Source organism: Curvibacter sp. APW13 (assembly GCF_032337135.1).
Classification (GTDB): domain Bacteria; phylum Pseudomonadota; class Gammaproteobacteria; order Burkholderiales; family Burkholderiaceae_C; genus Allorhodoferax.
Genome location: NZ_JAVXZZ010000001.1, coordinates 464828 through 483840, shown reverse-complemented (window position 1 = coordinate 483840; position 19013 = coordinate 464828). Strand labels below are relative to the sequence as shown.

The 19013-nt window shown below is 65.0% G+C and carries 20 protein-coding genes; 14 read left to right on the top strand and 6 right to left on the bottom strand.

Annotated features, from left to right (window positions below; translation table 11 throughout):
• Positions 1-7: 7 nt before the first annotated feature.
• The gene (locus tag RQP54_RS02165) at positions 8-712 is read right to left on the bottom strand and encodes a ComF family protein (protein WP_315676528.1); all 705 of its coding nucleotides are present in this window, start codon (positions 710-712) and stop codon (positions 8-10) included.
• 55 nt (positions 713-767) lie between these two features.
• Between RQP54_RS02165 and RQP54_RS02160 the strand changes: the two genes are divergently transcribed.
• The 7 genes from RQP54_RS02160 to RQP54_RS02130 all read left to right on the top strand — a co-directional run bounded on the left by RQP54_RS02160 (position 768) and on the right by RQP54_RS02130 (position 6156).
• Positions 768-1694: a biotin synthase gene (locus RQP54_RS02160; RefSeq protein ID WP_315676527.1), complete on the top strand. Its 927-nt coding sequence runs from the start codon at positions 768-770 to the stop codon at positions 1692-1694.
• On the top strand, positions 1691-1921 hold the full coding sequence (locus RQP54_RS02155) for a cytochrome c oxidase subunit II transmembrane domain-containing protein (protein ID WP_315676526.1): 231 nt from the start codon (positions 1691-1693) through the stop codon (positions 1919-1921). Before RQP54_RS02160 ends, RQP54_RS02155 begins: the two co-directional genes overlap by 4 nt.
• 133 nt (positions 1922-2054) lie before the next feature.
• Positions 2055-2870 (top strand): cytochrome c oxidase subunit II, encoded by an 816-nt coding sequence (gene coxB, locus RQP54_RS02150; RefSeq protein ID WP_315676525.1) that lies wholly within the window; start codon positions 2055-2057, stop codon positions 2868-2870.
• Between the two features lie 65 nt (positions 2871-2935).
• The gene (locus RQP54_RS02145) at positions 2936-4540 is read left to right on the top strand and encodes a cytochrome c oxidase subunit 1 (protein ID WP_315676524.1); all 1605 of its coding nucleotides are present in this window, start codon (positions 2936-2938) and stop codon (positions 4538-4540) included.
• A gap of 11 nt (positions 4541-4551) precedes the next feature.
• Positions 4552-4707: a hypothetical protein gene (locus RQP54_RS02140; RefSeq protein ID WP_315676523.1), complete on the top strand. Its 156-nt coding sequence runs from the start codon at positions 4552-4554 to the stop codon at positions 4705-4707.
• Entirely contained in the window at positions 4686-5255 is a 570-nt protein-coding gene (locus RQP54_RS02135) for a cytochrome c oxidase assembly protein (RefSeq protein WP_315676522.1), read from the top strand. The genes RQP54_RS02140 and RQP54_RS02135 overlap by 22 nt, the downstream gene beginning before the upstream one ends.
• A 37-nt stretch (positions 5256-5292) precedes the next feature.
• Positions 5293-6156 carry a cytochrome c oxidase subunit 3 gene (locus tag RQP54_RS02130; RefSeq protein WP_315676521.1) on the top strand — a complete coding sequence of 288 codons (864 nt, stop codon included), beginning with the start codon at positions 5293-5295 and terminating at the stop codon, positions 6154-6156.
• A 50-nt stretch (positions 6157-6206) separates the two neighbouring features.
• Here RQP54_RS02130 and RQP54_RS02125 read toward each other — a convergent pair whose 3' ends face one another.
• Positions 6207-6419 (bottom strand): DUF2909 domain-containing protein, encoded by a 213-nt coding sequence (locus tag RQP54_RS02125; protein WP_315676520.1) that lies wholly within the window; start codon positions 6417-6419, stop codon positions 6207-6209.
• A gap of 51 nt (positions 6420-6470) precedes the next feature.
• Between RQP54_RS02125 and RQP54_RS02120 the strand changes: the two genes are divergently transcribed.
• From RQP54_RS02120 to RQP54_RS02095, 6 genes are read left to right on the top strand one after another with little or no spacing between them, the layout of a single operon-like run.
• Positions 6471-7190 carry an SURF1 family protein gene (locus RQP54_RS02120; RefSeq protein ID WP_315676519.1) on the top strand — a complete coding sequence of 240 codons (720 nt, stop codon included), beginning with the start codon at positions 6471-6473 and terminating at the stop codon, positions 7188-7190.
• The gene (locus tag RQP54_RS02115; RefSeq protein ID WP_315676518.1) at positions 7187-7867 is read left to right on the top strand and encodes a hypothetical protein; all 681 of its coding nucleotides are present in this window, start codon (positions 7187-7189) and stop codon (positions 7865-7867) included. The genes RQP54_RS02120 and RQP54_RS02115 overlap by 4 nt, the downstream gene beginning before the upstream one ends.
• Entirely contained in the window at positions 7864-9003 is a 1140-nt protein-coding gene (locus RQP54_RS02110) for a COX15/CtaA family protein (protein WP_315676517.1), read from the top strand. Before RQP54_RS02115 ends, RQP54_RS02110 begins: the two co-directional genes overlap by 4 nt.
• A complete protein-coding gene (gene cyoE, locus RQP54_RS02105; RefSeq protein ID WP_315676516.1) occupies positions 9000-9896 on the top strand; it encodes a heme o synthase in 897 nt (298 codons plus the stop codon). Before RQP54_RS02110 ends, cyoE begins: the two co-directional genes overlap by 4 nt.
• 53 nt (positions 9897-9949) lie before the next feature.
• On the top strand, positions 9950-10519 hold the full coding sequence (locus tag RQP54_RS02100) for an SCO family protein (protein ID WP_315676515.1): 570 nt from the start codon (positions 9950-9952) through the stop codon (positions 10517-10519).
• A 10-nt stretch (positions 10520-10529) separates the two neighbouring features.
• A complete protein-coding gene (locus tag RQP54_RS02095) occupies positions 10530-11354 on the top strand; it encodes a DNA alkylation repair protein (RefSeq protein WP_315676514.1) in 825 nt (274 codons plus the stop codon).
• A gap of 48 nt (positions 11355-11402) precedes the next feature.
• On the opposite strand, the gene rpoH is transcribed toward RQP54_RS02095, so the two are convergent.
• Positions 11403-12344, bottom strand: coding sequence for an RNA polymerase sigma factor RpoH (rpoH, locus tag RQP54_RS02090; RefSeq protein WP_315676513.1), 942 nt, complete (start codon positions 12342-12344; stop codon positions 11403-11405).
• Between the two features lie 143 nt (positions 12345-12487).
• Between rpoH and RQP54_RS02085 the strand changes: the two genes are divergently transcribed.
• Entirely contained in the window at positions 12488-15010 is a 2523-nt protein-coding gene (locus RQP54_RS02085) for a cation-translocating P-type ATPase (RefSeq protein WP_315676512.1), read from the top strand.
• Positions 15011-15104: 94 nt separating this feature from the next.
• Here the strand turns inward: RQP54_RS02085 and RQP54_RS02080 are convergent, their stop codons facing one another.
• The 3 genes from RQP54_RS02080 to RQP54_RS02070 form a co-directional block, all read right to left on the bottom strand.
• Positions 15105-16010, bottom strand: a complete 906-nt coding sequence (locus RQP54_RS02080; RefSeq protein ID WP_315676511.1) for an oxidoreductase — start codon at positions 16008-16010, stop codon at positions 15105-15107.
• A 13-nt stretch (positions 16011-16023) separates the two neighbouring features.
• Positions 16024-17703, bottom strand: coding sequence for an AMP-binding protein (locus tag RQP54_RS02075; RefSeq protein WP_315676510.1), 1680 nt, complete (start codon positions 17701-17703; stop codon positions 16024-16026).
• Between the two features lie 160 nt (positions 17704-17863).
• On the bottom strand, positions 17864-18994 hold the full coding sequence (locus tag RQP54_RS02070; protein ID WP_315676509.1) for an aminotransferase class V-fold PLP-dependent enzyme: 1131 nt from the start codon (positions 18992-18994) through the stop codon (positions 17864-17866).
• Positions 18995-19013: the final 19 nt, after the last annotated feature.

Genomic DNA, 19013 nt, shown 5'->3' with positions numbered 1-19013 from the left:
TGCGGCTTCAGTCCAGCGCGTCGGCGCGGGCCAGCGCCAGCGCGGTGATGTGCGCGACGCCGTGCTGGCGCAGCACGCCCGCAGCTTCAAAGAGCGTGGAGCCGGTGGTCATGACATCGTCTATCAGGACCACCCGGGCGCCCTGCAGGCGCGGCGCGTGCAGCGGGTCCAGCGCGAAGGCGCCTTTGAGCGCCTTCAGTCGCTCGCTGCGTGCCAGCTGGTGTTGTTCGGGGGTGTCGCGGGTGCGCAGCAGCCATTGGGTCTGGAGCTTGCGTGGCTCCAGCGCACGGGCCAGTTCCGCGGCCTGGTTGTAGCCACGTTCGCGCAAACGCTGTGCCCCCAGCGGAATGGGCAACACCGCGTCGCAGGCCTCCAGTTCCGGCTCTACCCAGGGGGTGCTGCGCAGCAGGGTGGCGAAGCTTGGTGCCAGCGCTGTCTGGGCGTGAAACTTGAAGTCTGCGATCAGGCGTGCCCAGGGAAAGGCGTACGGCAGGGCGGCAAGGCAGTGGTCGAGCGGGGGCGGGGTGCGCAGGCAGCTGCCGCAGCGCTCCACCCCGGAGGGCACCGGCAAGGCGCAGGTGGTGCAGCGCGACTGCGGCTGGGCAAACGCCTGCACGCACTGCTCGCACACAGGCGTGGCGGGCCAGCGGCGGCACACCGCACACTGGCTGGGAATGCGGCGCAATAGCCCTGTGAACAAGCCTGGTGGCATGCTGCCAATATACTCGCCGCCTCGGGCCCGCCGCCTGCCGGGCCGATCACACCCCATGCCCGAAACCACCCTCCGCCCGCCTTCGCTGGATGCCGTTGCTGCTGCACGCTGGCAGCGGCATGCCCACGTGCAGGGTCTGCGCGACGGGGCGCCGTGGTTGCATGAGGAAGTGGCGCGCCGCATGGCCGAGCGCCTGGGCTGGATGGCACGGCCACCCGCGAGCTGGGTGCACTGGGCGCCGGCCGCCGGTGGCATGCAGGGCCACGCGCGGGTGCAGGAGGTCTTTCCGGATGCACGCAGTTTTGTGCAGGATGCCCGCACGGAATATGCGCAGGCAGCTATTGATTCAGTAGCAAAACCGTGGTGGAGTCCGAAGCGCTGGCAGGCGCCGGGCTTGCGTCTCGGGCTGCCGGAGGGCGGCGCCGGCATGGTCTGGGCCAACATGGCCCTGCACATGGATGCGGACCCCCAGGCGCTGCTGGCGCGCTGGCTGGAATTGCTGCAGGTGAACGGCTTCCTGATGTTCTCCTGCCTGGGGCCGGACACGCTGCGCGAGTTGCGGGCCCTGTATGCAGCACAGGGCTGGGGCGAGCCGAGCCACGAGTTCACCGACATGCACGACTGGGGCGACATGCTGGTCCAGGCCGGGTTTGCCGAACCGGTGATGGACATGGAACGCATCACCCTGAGTTTCGAGACACCGCAGCGGGCGTTGCAGGAACTGCGCGGGCTGGGCCGCAACCTGCATGTGGCGCGTCAGCCCGGCCTGCGTTCACGCGGCTGGCGCGATGCCTTGCACGCTGCCATGGCCCGGGACCTGGCCCAGGAAAGCGATGGTGGGCGCATCCAGCTCACCTTCGAGGTGGTGTACGGCCACGCATTCAAGCCGCAGCCGCGCATGGCGGTGCGGGAAAACAGCAGTATTCCCTTGGCGCAGATGCGTTCCGCGCTGGGACTCAAGGAAAAAGGAATTACCCCATGATCGTCTGGTTGGCTGAACTGCGCTGGGCGCTGATGGTGCTGTGTCTGGTCATTTTTGCCGTGGTGTTCGGCGTGATGCTGGTGTCGGCCTGGCGCCAGCACCGACGTGGCGGCGAGGCCGACAACTTCCATCCGTCGGTGGCCGTGGAGGTGTCCTGGGCCGTGGCGCCGCTGGTCATCGTCGTGATGCTGGTGTGGCCTGCAGCCCGCGCCGTCTTCAATTTTTGAGTGCGCGAAGGGCAGTGCCCTTCAAACCTTGCGGGTTTTGCCGAATGGCCCTGCCGCATTTAATGGAATAATCTTGATCTGGCTGAAGGCGGTAAGGCTCGGAATCCGCTTTAAAAAACAATAGGAAGTGAGTATGAATGGCTTGAAAAAGTCGGCGCTTGGCGCTGCGTTGGCGCTGGGTTCGGTGGTGGCGTCGGCTGAAATGCGGTGGAGTTTTCCCCAGCCCGTGACCCCCATTGCACATGAAACCCTGCATGTGCACAACCTCTTCATGGTGATCGCACTCACGCTGTTCTTTGGCGTGTTGGCGCTCATGCTGTATTCCTTCTGGAAGCACCGCAAGTCGGTCGGCCACAAGGCGGCCGATTTCACCGAGCCCAAGAGCCGCAAGCAATGGCTCTGGACCTTGGCACCGTTCGCCGCCTTGCTGATCCTCGACTACGGTGTGTTCGGCATTCCTGCCTACCACGCCGTGCTGATGTACGAAGACACCAAGACCGACGCCGATCTGGTGGTCAAGGTCACCGGTAGCCAGTGGCTGTGGGAATACGAGTTCCCGGGCCAGGGCGTGAAGTTCGCCAGCCGCCTGTCCACTCCCCGCGAGCAGATCGAGAACCTGGCTCCCAAGGGCGAACACTACCTGCTCGAAGTGGACCAGCCCCTGGTGCTGCCCGTGGGCAAGAAGGTGCGCTTCATCACGACCTCCAACGACGTGATTCACAGCTGGTGGGTGCCCGCCTTCGGTGTTAAGCGCGACGCCGTGCCCGGCTTCCTGCGCGAATTCTGGGCCAAGGTCGATACCAAGGGTACCTACCGCGGTCAGTGTTCCGAGCTGTGCGGCAAGGAGCATGGCTACATGCCCATCGTGGTGAACGTGGTGGAGCCGGCCGAATTCGAAGCCTGGCTGAAAACCAAGAAGGCTGAGATCGAGGCAGCTTCCAAGACCTGAAGCTGACGGGCGCCGCATGGCAGCGCCCCCTGGAACGCGGAATATTGAGAAAGAAGGAGTTGCCCATGGCACACGATTTGGCAGCTGATATGCCCCACGACGGCGGTCACGACGCGCACCACCCCTACGGGTTCCTGCGCTGGATCCAGACCACCAACCACAAAGACATCGGGATCATGTACCTGATCTTCTCGTTCGTCATGCTGCTCATCGGCGGCGCGATGATCCTGGCGGTACGTGCCGAGCTGTTCAAGCCCGGTCTGCAGTTGCTGCAGCCCGAGCTGTTCAACCAGCTCATCAGCCTGCACGGCCTGATCATGGTGTTCGGCATGGCCATGCCTGCCGCCACCGGTCTGGCCAACTACATGCTGCCCATGATGATCGGTGCGCCTGACATGGCCTTGCCCCGACTGAACAACTGGGGCTTCTGGATTCTGCCGCCCGCCGCTGTGATGCTGGTGCTGCCGTTCTTCCTGGGCCTGGCCGGCATCGGCCCGGGTGCCGTGGACGCGGGTTGGACCATGTACGCGCCTCTGTCGGTGCAAAGTGGCTGGGGCATGGACTTCGCCATCTTCGCCGTGCACATGCTGGGTGTGTCCTCCATCCTGGGTTCCATCAACGTGATCGTGACCATCCTGAACATGCGTGCCCCTGGCATGACCCTGTTCAAGATGCCGCTGTTCGCCCACGGTTTCCTGATGACCGCCATCCTGCTCATCACCATCATGCCCGTTCTGGCTGGTGGCGTGACCATGGTGCTGATGGACCGCCATTTCGGCACCCACTTCTTCAATGCCGCTGGTGGCGGTGACCCGGTGCTGTGGCAACACATCTTCTGGTTCATGGGCCACCCCGAGGTGTACGTGCTGCTGCTGCCCATCTGCGGCGCCGTGCCCCACGTGCTGTCAGCCTTCTCGCGCAAGCCCGTGTACGGCTACAAGGCACAGGTCTATTCCATGTGGGGTATCGCCGGTCTGTCCGTGGTCGTGTGGGCCCACCACATGTTCACCTCCGGCATGTCTACCGGTGGCCAGCTGTACTTCATGTACAGCACCATGCTGATCTCGCTGCCGCTGGCGGTGCTGTTCTTCTGCTGGATCGCCACCATCTGGCGCGGTTCGCTGAGCTTCGAGACCCCCATGCTGTTCGCCGTGGGCTTCGTCATCCTGTTCGGCTGGGGTGGTCTGACCGGCCTGGTGCTGGCCGACGCCGCGGCTGACCCGCAGTACCACAATGCCTACTTCCTGGTGGCCCACTTCCACTACGCCCTGTACCCCACCACCGTGATGGGTGCCATGGCTGCCGTGTACTACTGGCTGCCCAAGTGGACCGGTCACATGCTCAACGAGCGCATGGGGCGCCTGCACTTCTGGGTCGTCATGGTCGGCTTCAACCTGACCTTCATCCCCCAGTTCCTGGTGGGTCTGTCCGGCATGCCGCGTCGTATCCCTGACTACCCCCTGATGTTCACCGAGTGGAACCAGCTGTCCACCATCGGTGCCTTCATCCTGGGTGTGTCGCACCTCATCTTCATCTACAACGTGATCCAGTGCGTGCGCGGTGGCCAGAAGGCCGAAGCCAAGGCCTGGGAAGGTGCTGACGGCCTGGAGTGGACGGTTCCGTCGCCCGCGCCCTACCACACCTTTGACGTGCAGCCCACCATCAAGTAAGCAGGGTACGCATGTCTGAGAACGTGAAAGACACCACCCCAACGGCCTCTGTTCCGGCAGAAGTCTGGGTGGCCCGCAAGCGCAACAACGTGCGCCTGGCATGGGCCTTTGGTGGTGTCGCGATCTTCCTGTTTGTGATGGCGCTATGGAAACTGCGGCCGATGTGACCCTGGCCGCAGGGCCCCGCAAGAGGAACAACCGCCGCCTGGCCTGGAAGCTGGTCGGCGTGTCGGTCTTCTTTGCTGGCTTTGGTTTCGCGTTGGTGCCGATCTATGACGTGTTCTGTCGCATCACCGGCTTCAATGGCCGTACCAATGCGCAGGCTGTGGCGGCACCGCTGAACACGCAGGTCGACATGACCCGCTGGGTCAAGGTGGAGTTCCTGAGCCACACCATGCCCGGTGTGTCGGTGGAACTGGCCCCCGAAACCTTTTCCATGAAGGTGCGTCCCGGTGAGGTGGTGCACACCACCTACACCGTGAAGAACAACAGCCGGCAAGTGTTTGTCGGTCAGGCGGTACCCAGTGTGACACCCGCCGTGGCCACGCCGTACTTCCAGAAGATCGAGTGTTTTTGCTTTAGCCAGCAGACATTCCAGCCCGGCGAGGTGCGTACCATGCCGGTGGTGTTTGTGGTGAACCCGGAGTTGCGCCGGGATATGGGAACCGTGACGCTTTCGTACACCTTCTTCGAGGCACCGAAAGCGCGGACTTGAATTTGAAAATTGAGACAGGTATCAAAAGGACGTAAGCATGACTGACGCAACCCACGAGCAAGCCAAGGGACATTACTTTGTCCCTGCCGCGAGCAACTATTCCACCTTCCTGTCTGCAGGCATTTTCCTGCTGGCGCTGGGCTTCATCTTCAAGCTCAACAGCGTGCCAGCTGGTGTGTGGAGCATGCTGCTCGGTACCGCCTTCATCCTGTACGTGATCGTAGGCTGGTTCGGTGAGGTCATCGCCGAAAACCGCAGCGGCAAGTACACCAAGTGGGAAGACCGTTCCTACCGCATCGGCATGGTGTGGTTCATCTTCTCGGAAGTGATGTTCTTCGCCTGCTTCTTCGGCGTGCTGTTCTACATCCGTCGCATCTCCCTGCCCGAACTCGGTGGCTACGAAGAGGCCTATACCCCCTATGCTGGCTTCAAGGCTGCCTGGCCCAATGCCGGCCCGCTGGGTGAAGCCTTCACCCCCATGGGTGCCTGGGGCATTCCCGCCATCAACACCCTGTTGCTGCTGACTTCCGGTGTCACGCTGACCATTGCGCACCACGCCCTGATCGCTGGTCAGCGTACCAAGCTGGTCTGGGGCCTGGCTGCCACCATCCTGCTGGGTGCCGTGTTCATGGGCTTCCAGGCCTACGAATACATCCACGCCTACCATGAGCTGGGTCTGACCCTGGGCGCGGGTGTCTACGGTGCCACCTTCTTCATCACCACCGGTTTCCACGGCCTGCACGTGACCCTGGGTGCCATCATGCTGGCCGTGATCCTGGGCCGCAGCCTCAAGGGCCACTTCTCCAAGGACGACCACTTCGCTTTCGAAGCGGTGGCATGGTACTGGCACTTCGTGGACGTGGTCTGGCTGATCGTGTTCGTGTTTGTCTACTGGCTGTAAACGTCAAAACCCACTGCGGCCCGCCGTGCACTGTACGGCGGGCCGTTTTTTTAGCGCAGGCCGTGGGTCGGGATGATCCCGAAGTAGGCCCCCACGAGCAGCGCGACGAACAGCCCCACCGAGAGTGCGACACGGATCGTCAGTGCCCTGACGACAGCCGAAGGGTCCTTGGCCTTGTCCTTGTTCAGCAAGGCTGCCAGGGCACGGAACAGGTTAAAAACGATCAACACCAAAACGGCGACAATGAGCAACTTCGTCAGCATAGGGCGGGGCAGCAATAGATAGTCGCCCATTATCCCCGCCAGAGATTTTTCGTGCCCACCCTGAAGTTTCAACCCCGATTGGCCCCCACACTGGCGACGCTGGTGGGCTTGGTCGTGTTCGTGAATCTGGGCTTGTGGCAAGACGGCAAGGCCGACCGGCGTGCGGCCGAGATTGCCCAGTTCGAAGCGCGTACCCACCAGGGGCCTTTCATGCTGACACCGCAGCCGGTGCTTGCTGACGGCCTGCAGGACGCGCCGGTGGCCGTGCGCGGACAGTTCGAACCGCAAGGCCAGTTCTTCGTCGACAACCGCCAGGAAAACGGCGTGCCCGGTGTGCATGTGGTTACTCCCCTGCGCATCGAAGGTGGCGACATGCGGGTGCTGGTGAACCGGGGCTGGATTGCCTGGCCCGGAGGCAGCCGCAAGGCGCTGCCCGCGGTACAGACGCCCGCCGGTACGGTCACCATCGAAGGCATCGCCACCGTGCCGGTCAACAAGAACTTCCTGCTGATGCCTAACCATGAGCAGTTTCCCCGCCTCTGGCCGCGCCTGGACCTGCAGCGCTTTGCCTCCGAGCAGAAGTTCCCCGTACAGCCTGTAGTGCTGTTGCAGACCAGCCCCGACGCAGTGCAGCCCTTGGTGCAACACTGGCCGCCACCCGAAGACCGCGTGGCCCGCCACCGCAGCTATGCCTACCAGTGGTGGGGCATGGCCCTGGCATTGCTGATTTTTTATGGAGCGGCGAGTGTGCGCCGACAGACACCGACATGAGTCAACTCGATCGAGACGAGCCCCTGGGCCTGGTGGTCCACAGCCTGCCCACCCCGCAGGAATCCGTGGCCGAGACGCCGCGCCCTTCGGGTCGCCTGAAACTGCTGGCGATCATGCTGGTCTGTTCGCTGCCGGTCATCGCTTCCTACTACGCCTACTTTGTCGTGCGTCCGCAGGGCAAGGCGGGTTTTGGTGAACTGATCTACCCGGCTCGGCCCGTGGAATCCCTGCAGGCCACCGCTTTGGAGGGCAAGCCGATGCCCCTGGCCCAGCTCAAGGGCCAGTGGCTGCTGGTGAGCGTGCAGGGCGGTGCCTGCGACCCCACCTGCCAGCAGCGCCTGTTCCTGGCGCGCCAGCTGCGCGCCAGCCTCGGGCAGGACAAGAAACGCGTGGACTGGGTCTGGCTGATTCCGGACGCCGCACCGGTCGATCCGGCCATGAAGCAACCGCTGGGGGATGCGGTGGTGCTGCGTGTGGACGAATCGGTGTTGAAGGCCTGGTTCGAACCGGCCGCCGGCAAGTCGGTCAGCGATCACCTGTTTGTGGTGGACCCCATGGGCAACACCATGATGCGCCTGCCAGCCAACTTCAGCGTGGCTGACTCGACCAAGGCGCGCCGTGACATTGAGCGTCTGCTGCGGGCCTCCGTGGCCTGGGACGGACCGGGACGACCATGATGCCGACGGTTCCCAACTACGACTTCTCGCCGGTGTTGCACCTGCTGCTGCTGGGTGCCGCACTGGCTGCGGGCCCGATCGCTTGGGTGTGGTGGCGCAAGCGCTCGGAGCAGCCCCGTGCCCGCCTGCAGGCCCTGGTGGTGCTGACCCTGTTCCTGACCTTCGACCTGGTGCTGTTCGGTGCCTTCACGCGCCTGACGGACTCCGGTTTGGGCTGCCCCGACTGGCCTGGCTGCTATGGCAGTGCCTCGCCTGTCGGTGCGCATGGCGAGATCGCCCAGGCCCAGGCCCAGATGCCCACCGGGCCGGTGACCCACCGCAAGGCCTGGATCGAGATGGTGCACCGTTACCTGGCCAGCAGTGTGGGCGCCTTGATCATCGTGATGGTGGCGATGGCCTGGATGCTGCGCCGCGCGGGTGAGGCCGATGTCGGGCTGGGCTTGCCGATGCTGACCCTGCTGTGGGTGTGCATGCAGGGTGCCTTCGGCGCACTCACCGTCACCATGAAGCTCTTTCCGGCCATCGTGACACTGCACCTGCTGGGCGGCTACGGCCTGCTCGTACTGCTGACCATGCAGGCGGTGCGTGGGCAAGCGCAGCGTCCTGCGGCACCCGCTCCGGCCTTGCGCTCGCTGGCCGCATTGGCCACCGCCATGCTGGTGCTCCAGGCCCTGTCGGGCGCCTGGGTCAGTACCAACTATGCGGTGCTGGCCTGTGCCGACTTCCCCACCTGCCATGGCAGCTGGTGGCCTGAGATGGATTTCAACCAGGCACTGAGCCTGTGGCGTCCGCTGGGCACGCTGGCCGATGGCACACCCCTGAGTACCGCTGGCATCACGGCCATCCACTTCATGCACCGGCTGCTGGCGCTGGTCACCGTGCTGGTGCTGGCATGCACGGCCTGGCGCCTGCATGTGGCCGGCCTGCGCCAGGGGCGCTGGCTTGCGGGTTTGCTGGCATTGCAGGTGCTGACCGGCGTGAGCAATGTCGTGCTCGGTTGGCCCTTGCTGGCGGCCCTGCTGCACACTGGCGGTGCCGGGGCCATGCTGGTGGTGCTGACCAGTGTGCTGGCGGTGCCGCAAGTCCATGCAGCGCAGCGGCGAGTGCCTGCCGGAGCCTGGGAGGGCGCGCGATGAGCTTCCTAAACGACCTGTTCTCGCGCGAGATCTGGCGCCAGTTCCATGCCCTGACCAAACCGCGGGTGGTGCAGCTCATCGTCTTCTGCGCGCTCATCGGCATGGTGCTGGCCGTGCCCGGGGCCCCGGACGGTGCCCAGCTGCGCCTGATCCTGATCGCCTGCTTCGGCATCTACCTGGTGGCCGGTGCCGCCGCCGCCTTCAACTGTCTGGTGGAAAAGGGCATCGACGCCAAGATGAAGCGCACCGCCTGGCGGCCCACGGCCCAGGGGCAACTGGGCGACCTGCAGACGCTGCTGTTCTCGGTGGGCCTGTGCGCCATTGGCAGTACCGTGCTGTACGTGTGGGTGAACCCGCTGACCATGTGGCTGACCTTTGCCACCTTCGTCGGCTACGCCGTCATCTACACCGTGATCCTGAAGCCGCTCACCCCCCAGAACATCGTCATCGGCGGCGCGTCGGGGGCCATGCCGCCGGTCTTGGGCTGGGCCGCCATGACGGGCGAGGTGGGGCCGGAGGCACTCATCCTGTTCCTCATCATCTTCCTGTGGACACCGCCGCATTTCTGGGCCCTGGCCCTGTACCGGGTGGAGGACTACCGCAAGTCCGGCCTGCCCATGCTTCCGGTCACGCACGGCAGCGAGTTCACCCGGCTGCAGGTCTTCCTGTACACCCTGGTGCTGATGGCGGCCTGCCTGCTGCCCTTCATCTACGGCATGAATTCCTGGCTCTATCTGCTCGCGGCCCTGGTGTTGAGCCTGGGCTTTTGCTGGTATGGCTGGAAGCTGCTGCAGAACTACTCGGACGAACTGGCCCGCAAGACCTTCCGCTTCTCGCTCATCCACCTGAGCTGCCTGTTCTCGGCCCTGCTGCTGGACCACTACCTGCTCTGAACCACACCATGCACTCCAAACGAAACGCTCTTAAATCCATAGCTAGCTTTGCAATGGTTACGGGGGGTATAGCCCTATTTTCTGCGTGCACCCAGCAAAAGGCAGCGTTCGCCTCGATCGACGTCACCGGCGCCAACTACGCCACCGGCTTCGAGCTGACGGACCACAACGGGCAGCTTCGCAAGCTGCCAGACTTTGCTGGCAAGGTGGTGGTCGTGTTCTTCGGCTACACCCAGTGCCCGGACGTGTGCCCCACCTCCATGGGCGAACTGGCCGAGGTCAAGCAGCTGCTGGGGCCCCGGGGGGACAAGCTGCAAGGCGTGTTCGTCACCGTAGACCCGCAGCGCGACACGCCCGAACTGCTCAAGGCCTACATGGCCAATTTCGACCCCAGCTTCATCGCCTTGCGGCCGACGCCGGAGCAGCTGCCCGAGCTGGCCAAGTCGTACAAGATCTACTACAAGAAGGTCGAAGGCAAGACCGCCACCAGCTACACCATGGACCACTCGGCCGGCAGCTACGTCTACGACACCAAGGGCCAGCTGCGCCTGTTCACCCGCTATGGCAGCGGCGCCAAGGTGCTGGCGGGTGACATCAATCTGCTGCTCGACGAAGCGCACTGAGGCGCTGATCGTGGCCGCACACCCGCTCGATGGCCGCACGGGCGCAGTGCGCTTTTCCGCCATTCCTGCAGAGGTGCTGCGCGCCTTGCATGCGGGCGAGGTCGCCACCGTCAACCTAGTGGAGTACATGGCCATCGACGTGCGCCTGCTGGCGCCGGTAGTGGCCACGCAGATTGGGCTGAACCCCAGCGACGAGCGGCTGATTGATACCCTGGCCATGCTCGACGCCATCAAGCCGCTGCAGCGCCACAATCACGTGGCCCGTGCGCTGTACGACATGGCGCAGCAGCACCCGCAGCGCGATGCAGTGGCGACGCGCTTGGCGCAGCACCCCAGTGATGTCGCACGCTGCTGGGCGGCGTTCTGGCTGCAGTGCGCGCCTGCGGATATGGCCACTCAGTTGCAGCGCGTGCGCCCCTTCGCTGCGGACCCCCATTTCGGCGTACGCGAGATGGCTTGGTCAGCCGTACGGAACGACGTGATCGCCCGCCTGGACGAGGCCCTGGGGCTGCTGCAACCCTGGACGCGAGAAGCGGACGAGAACCTGCGTCGCTTCGCCACCGAGGTCACTCGCCCGCGCGGCGTGTGGTGTGCGCAGATCGAGGTGCTCAAGGCCGAGCCCTGGCGCGTGTTGGCCTTGCTGGAACCGTTGCGCGCCGACCCCAGCCGTTACGTGCAGAACTCGGTAGCCAACTGGCTCAACGATGCGAGCAAGACACAGCCAGCTTGGGTGGCAGAGCTTTGTGCGCGCTGGGAGCGTGAATCTCCGGGCCGGGCGACTGGCTACATCACTCGCCGGGCGCTGCGTACGCTGCGCAAGGCCGAGCAGGCGTAAAAAAACCGGGCAGGGCCCGGTTTTTCAGCGGAGGGTTGTGCGCCGCACTCAGACGTAGGCCGCCAGCGCCGTCTTCATCTTCTTCATGGCTGCCACTTCGATCTGGCGGATGCGCTCGGCACTCACGCCGTACTCGGCGGCCAGTTCGTGCAGGGTCATGCCACCGGTGGCGTCGTCGTTGACCTTGAGCCAGCGCTCTTCCACGATGCGGCGGCTGCGGGCATCGAGCACGTCCAGGGCGGCGGCCAGGCCGTCCGAGGCCATCACGTCGCGCTGGTGCGCTTCGATCACGGCCAGGGGCTCGTGGCGCTCGTCGCTCAGGTAGGCGATCGGGCCAAAGGCCTCTTCGCCGTCGTCGCTGGGGCTGGGGTCCAGCAGCACATCGCCACCGGCCATGCGCGCTTCCATCTCGATCACTTCCTCGGCCTTGACGTTGAGTTCGCGCGCCATGGCGTCCACCTGCTCGCTGCTCAGGGTGTCGCGGTAGGTGTCCAGGTCGGCGGCGGCGTCGTCGCTCTTGTAGCGCTGCTTCATGGAGCGCAGGTTGAAGAACAGCTTGCGTTGGGCCTTGGTGGTGGCGACCTTGACCATGCGCCAGTTCTTCAGGATGTATTCATGGATTTCGGCCTTGATCCAGTGCATGGCGTAGCTCACCAGGCGCACGCCCTGGTCGGGGTCGAAGCGCTTGACGGCCTTCATCAGGCCCACGTTGCCTTCCTGGATCAGGTCGCCGTGGGGCAGGCCGTAGCCCAGGTACTGGCGGGCAATGGACACCACCAGGCGCAGGTGCGAGAGCACCAGCTTGGAGGCGGCCTCCAGGTCCTGTTCGTCCTTGAAGCGGCGTGCGTACTCCTGCTCCTCTTCCAAAGTGAGCAAGGGCATGCGGTTGACCGCGGTAATGTAGGCATCCAGGTTCCCCAACGAGGGAACCACGGCCCACGGATTGCGCAGGGCAACGGCAGTGCTGGTCGATCCAAATTGGTTAGTCATACCCGAACTCCTTGTGTTCATGGGCAAATATTAGCACTCTCCTGAGTTGAGTGCTAAACAACATGTAACCTAGGGTTAATACTAGGTTTGTCCAACCAAAAGCAGGGCGGACAGGGCGAGCGGTATGGGGCCACAATACCCAGATGGGTACACCACCGACTACGCCCCCTGCGGGGCTGAGCGCCGCCCAGGCGGCACGCCAACTGGCCGAGGACGGCCCCAACGAACTCGGGGTGAACCAGCGCCGCACGGTCTGGGACGTGGCCTGGGAAGTGGTGCGCGAGCCCATGTTCCTGCTCCTGCTGGGGGCCGGTGCCCTGTACTGGGCCATGGGCGACGGGCACGACGCGCTGGTGCTGCTGGGCTTCGTGGTCATCATCATGGGCACCACGGTGCTGCAGGAGCGCCGTACCGACAATGCGCTGGAGGCGCTGCGCGACCTCTCCAGCCCCCGCGCCCTGGTGCTGCGCGATGGACATACCCTGCGCATTGCGGGGCGTGAGGTGGTGCGCGGTGACGTGCTGCTGCTGGCCGAAGGCGACCGCGTGCCGGCCGACGCCGAGGTGCTGCAGGCGCACGAACTCGCCACCGACGAGTCCATGCTCACGGGCGAGTCCGAGGCCGTGCCCAAGACCGGCGAGGCGGCGCGGGTGTTTGCCGGCACGCTGGTGGTGCAGGGGCAAGGCGTGGCGCGGGTGCTGGCCACCGGCAGGCATACCGAGCTGGGCCGCATCGGTGCGTCCCTGCAGGGCATCGCGCTGCAGGCTTCGCCCTTGCGCGAGGAAATGGCGCTGCTGACGCGGCGGCTGCTGGTCATCGGGGTGGCCCTGAGCCTGCTGTTGGCAGCCCTGTTCTGGCTGCTGCGGGGTGGCGTGCTGGAAGCGGCGCTGGCGGGCATCACCCTGGCCATGGGTCTCTTGCCGCAGGAATTGCCGGTGGTCATGATCGTGTTCCTGGCGCTGGCCGCGCGGCGGCTGGCCGCAGGGCAGGTGCTCACGCGCCGTCTCAACGCCATCGAGACCCTAGGCCAGACCACGGTGCTGTGCGTGGACAAGACAGGCACGCTGACGGAAAACCGCATGTCGGTTGCGGCCCTGTGCGTCGAAGGCCGCGAGATCGATCCGGCCGCGCTGGCAACGGACCCGTGGTCAGCGCGCTTCCACGAGCTGCTGGAATACAGCGTGCTGGCGAGCGAAATCGAGCCCCATGACCCCATGGAACAGGCCTTTCACCGCAGTGCTGCCCAGCACCTGGCGCCGGCCGCCGGTGAGCGCCGCGCCGCCTGGACGCTGGCGCGGGAATATGAACTCTCACCCGAACTCCTGGCCATGAGCCACCTCTGGCGCATGGGGGGCGGCACCCACGATGTGGTCGCCTGCAAGGGTGCGCCCGAAGCGGTGGCCGACCTGTGCCACCTTGATGCGGTGCAGAGCGCGCAAGTCGCAGCCCAGGCGCAGGCCATGGCCGCGCGGGGGCTGCGGGTGCTCGCCGTGGCGAAGGGCCGCCACGCCAAGGAAAGTGAGTGGCCGCTCATCCAGCACGATTTCGACTACGAATGGCTGGGGCTGGTGGGCTTGGCCGACCCCTTGCGCGCTGAAGTGCCAGCTGCCATCACCCAGTGCCAGGGGGCGGGCATCCGGGTGGTGATGATCACCGGTGACCATCCGCGCACGGCAGCGGCCATTGCCGCGCAGGCCGGTATTGCCACCACGGGCGTCCTGACGGGTGACGACTTGGCCGCCATGGAAGCGGCCACCCTGCGCGCCCAGGTTGTGGACGTGAACGTGTTCGCCCGGGTGCGGCCGCAGCAGAAGCTCGCGCTGGTCGAAGCCCTCAAGGCGCATGGCGAGGTGGTGGCCATGACCGGAGACGGTGTCAACGACGCCCCGGCCCTGAAGGCGGCCCACATCGGCGTGGCCATGGGGCAGCGCGGTACCGACGTGGCGCGTGAGGCGGCCGCGCTGGTGCTGCTGGACGACGACTTTGCCTCCATCGTGCGCGGCATCGAAAGCGGGCGGCGCACCTTTGCCAACCTGCGCCAGGCCATGGTCTACATCCTCGCCGTGCACGTGCCCATCGTGGGGCTGTCGCTCATTCCCGTGCTGCTGGGGCTGCCGCTGATCCTGGCGCCGCTGCACATCGCCTTTCTGGAACTCATCATCGACCCCACGGGAACGCTGGTATTCGAGGCCGAGCGGGGCACGCAGGATCTGATGCGCCGACCGCCACGCCGCGCCACCGAGCCCTTGCTGGGGCGGCGCCAGGCGCTCCTGGCGGTGCTGCAGGGCAGCAGCATCACGCTGGCGGTGTTGGGCCTGTACGCAGCCGCATTGCAGCAGGGCTGGGCCACGGGCGCTGCAGCAAGTGCCGCCTTCGTGGCCTTGGTGGTGGGCAATGCCATGCTGATCCTGCCCAGTCGGTTTGCGCACTGGGACGTGCCCTTGCTGCGGGACTTGCCTGGCGTGAGCCTCGCGGTGCTCGGCGGCACGCTGGCGGCCTTGCTGCTGGTCACCACCGTGGCACCGGTGGCCGCGGCCTTTGGTTTTGCCGTGCTGGCCGGGTGGCAGTGGCTGCTGTCCGCGGGCGTAGGCGTGGCGATGCTGGCGGTGTTCCTGCTGCACAAGCGCCTGCTGCCACTGCAGTCCGCAGTTTCGGCCGCGGCGTGACAAATCGGGCGCTAGCCAGCGAAAATAGTGCGTAGGCAGCTACCAAAACGGTAGCATCCGCAGCGGTGCTGCACCGCCCCTGGCGCAGCCGCAGTCAATCCAGGTAGTGGGTGCCCGTGAGTTGTTCGGACAACGTCCAGAGCTTGCGGCCCTGCTCGGGGTCGCGGGCGGTGCGGCTGCAGCCGACCTTGGTGGCCGGGCCGCTCATCTGGCGCATGCGCGAGGGTCCGCAGTAGTCGCCCCCGGCAATGTCCTGGCCCAGTGCTGCGTACAGCGTAGGCCAAGCGCCGCCTTCGGCCGTATTGAAAATCAGCCCAGCCACCGGCATGAGCCAGCGGGCCACCCCAGGCAAGTGCTGGCCCAGGTTGGTGGCGGCCACACCCGGGTGGGCTGCGACCGACAGGGTGCCCGCGCCGCTGGCAGCCAGGCGTCGCTGCAGCTCCAGTGCGAACACCAGGCAGGCCAGCTTGCTCTGTCCGTAGGCGCGGCGCTTGTCGTAGCCCTGGGTGAAATGGGGGTCGTCGTAGCGGATCGGGCCCCAGCGGTGGGCCAGGCTGCTGAGCGTGACCACGCGGGCGCCCGGCGTGGCATTGAGCAAGGGCAGCAGGGCGCCGGTGAGCACGAAGTGGCCGAGGTAGTTGGCGGCGAACTGGCTCTCGAATCCGTCCGTGCTCAGGCTGTAGGGCGGCATCATGATGCCGGCGTTGTTGATCAGCAGGTCCAGGGTTTGGCGTTGGGCCAGGATGCGTGCCGCACAGGCCCGCACGCTGGCGAGGTCACTGAGGTCGAGTTGCTCGACGAGGATTTCAGCCTGCGGATGGATGGCCAGGATGCTGTCGCGGGCGGCCTGGGCTTTCTGGACATTGCGGCAGGCCAGAATGACAGAACCGCCCAAGCCCGCAAAGGCTTTGGCGGTTTCATAGCCGAGGCCGATGTTGGCCCCGGTGATGAGCGCGCAGCGCCCGCTCTGGCGGGGCGCTTGGCTCAGGTCGAAGGCCATCGGGCGCTGTGCCTCAGGCCCAGATCACGGCGCCCTTGGTGTTGTACCAGGCTTCCAGCTGCGCTTCGGCCACGTTCTCGATCTTGGCGCGCTTGATCTTCATGGTTGGGGTCAGGCAGCCGTTCTCAATCGACCAGGGTTGGCGCACCACCACGAACATGCGCAGCTGCTCGTAGTCCGCCAGCTCGCTGTTGATGGTCTTGAGCATCTTGGACAGCTCGGCCTCGACTTCCTTGCGGACTTCGGGGTTGTCCTGCTTGGGGCGCAGGGTCTCGTTCAGCACCACCATGGCGTAGGCAGACACCTGGCCGACGCCAGACACCATGCTCTGCTCGATCATGGGGTTGGCGTTGATCTTGTTCTCGATGGGGGCGGGCGACACGTACTTGCCCTTGGCGGTCTTGAACAGTTCCTTGACACGGCCGGTGAGCTTGAGCAGGCCGTCGGCACGGCGTTCGCCCTTGTCGCCGGTGCGGAAGTAGCCGTCTTCGGTGAACACCTCAGCGTCCAGGTCGGGGCGCTTGTAGTAGCCGGCCATGGTGCCGGGGGACTTGATCTGCACTTCGCCTTCTTCGCTGATGCGCACCTGCACGCCCTTGAGCGGGGTTCCCACGGCACCGGGGGCGTTGATTTCCAGCGTGGAGAAGTGCGAGCAGGCGAAGTCTTCCGACATCGCGTAGCCTTCCATCAGGTTCAGGCCCAGCTTGCGGTACCAGGCGATCAGCTCGGCGGGAATGGGCGCGGAGCCGGAGCCGGCCAGTTTGACGTGCTGCAGACCCAGGCCCGTGAGCACCTTCTTGCGGATGATGCTGCCCAGGATCGGGATGCCCATGAGGCGGTCGAGCTTCTTGGGCGGCATCTTGGCAAACACGCCCTGCTGGAACTTGAGCCACAGGCGCGGCACCGACAGGAACACGGTGGGCTTGGCGCGCTGCAGGTCCTTGACGAAGGTGTCGAGCGACTCGGCGAAGAACAGGTGGGTCTTGCCATAGACCAGCGAGGTGCACTCCACCCAGGCACGTTCAAACACGTGCGACAGCGGCAGGTAGGAAAGAATGCGGATCGGGACGTCGCGTCCGATGAAATCGCGCACCGCGTCGATCTCGATGCTGGCGGCTTCGGTCACCCCCTTGAAGTTGTGCATCACACCCTTGGGGGTGCCGGTGGAGCCCGAGGTGTACATCAGGATGGCGATGTCTTCTGGCTTGCGGGACACCTTGCCCTTGAGCGGCTGGGTCTTGGCGACGATGGAGTCCCAGCTGGTGTAGTCGTTCTTGGGTGCCAGCGGGAAGGATACGCAGGGCAGGCCTGCGGGGATGCCGGGCTTTTGCTGGTCAAAGGTGTCGAGCTTGCCCACGAACAGCATGCTCGCACCACTGTGCTCCAGCACGAACTTCACGGTGTCGGCGGTTTCCGTGGGGAAGATGGCCGTGGTGGTACCGCCAGCCATCCAGATCGCCAGCTCGGCCATGATGAAATGGGCGCAGTTCTTGGACAGGATGGCAATGCGCGCACCAGGTTCGAAGTTCTGTGCCTGGATGTAGGCCGCCATGCGCCGTGCCTGGTCCATGGTCTGGGCCCAGGTGTAGTCCGCCACAGCGTCTCCACCCAGGGGTTGGGTCATGAAAACCTGGTCGGCCAGCTTGGCTTCGTGGTCGTAGACATAATCGAGAATCAGTTTTTGGGCAGCCATCAATATCTCCGGGAAAGGAACGAACACTGAAAAGCATTGTCGTTCGAATTAAGCGAAACCCCCGCTGAATAACCCCAAAATCGGCACCAAAAACCGCTAAATTCGGGTAAATCCTAGTGCCAGTTAGAGCGCCGTCTCAGGAATGGCACTGTTGTGTGCATCAGCCCTGCATCTGGTCGAGCGCGCTGGCCAGGTGGGCCACGCTGCGGTCCACGTTGTGCAGTTTTTCCAGCCCGAACAGGCCCACCCGGAAGGTCATGAAGTCGGCGGGTTCGTCGCACTGCAGCGGTACGCCCGAGGCCGTCTGCAGCCCCAGCGCGATGAACTTCTTGGCCGACTGCATGCCGGCGTCTTCGGTGTAGCTCACCACCACGCCTGGGGCCTTGAATCCATCGGCCGCCACGCTTCGGATTCCCCGGCTCTCGAACAGGGCACGGACCTTGGCGCCGAGTTCCTGCTGTTCCTGGCGAACTTTCTCGAAGCCGTAGTCGCGCGTCTCCTGCATCACGGCATGCAGGCGCGTGAGCGCATCGGTAGGCATGGTGGCATGGTAGGCATGGCCACCGCCTTCGTAGGTTTCCATGATCTGCAGCCACTTCTTGAGGTCACAGGCAAAGCTGGTGCTGGTGGTGCTGTCGATGGCGGTACGGGCGCGCTCGCTGAGCATGACCATGGCGCAGCAGGGCGAGCTGCTCCAGCCCTTTTGCGGTGCGCTCACCAGCACGTCCACGCCGGTGGCCTGCATGTCCACCCACATGGCGCCCGAGGCGATGCAGTCCAGCACGAACAGGCCGCCGTGTTCGTGCACGGCGTCGGACACGGCCTTCAGGTAGTCGTCGGGCAGGATCATGCCGGCGGCCGTTTCCACATGCGGTGCGAACACCACGTCGGGCTTTTGGGTGCGGATGGTGGCCACCACCTCGTCGATCGGGCAGGGGATCCAGGGCGACTGCTTCTCGGTGCCGGTGCGCCGCGCCTTGAGCACGGTGGATTCGGCAGGAATATTGCCCATCTCGAAGATCTGGGTCCAGCGGTAACTGAACCAGCCGTTGCGGATCACCAGCGCCTTCTTGCCCGTGGCGAACTGGCGCGCCACGGCTTCCATGCCGAAGGTGCCGCTGCCCGGTACCAGGGCCACGGAGCGTGCGTGGTACACCTCCTTCAGGATGGCGGAAATGTCCTTCATGACGCCCTGGAAGCGCTGCGACATGTGGTTCAGCGCACGGTCGGTGTACACCACCGAAAACTCCAGCAGTCCGTCGGGGTCGATGTGGGGCAGCAGTCCGGGCATGGTCACTCCAATCCATAGG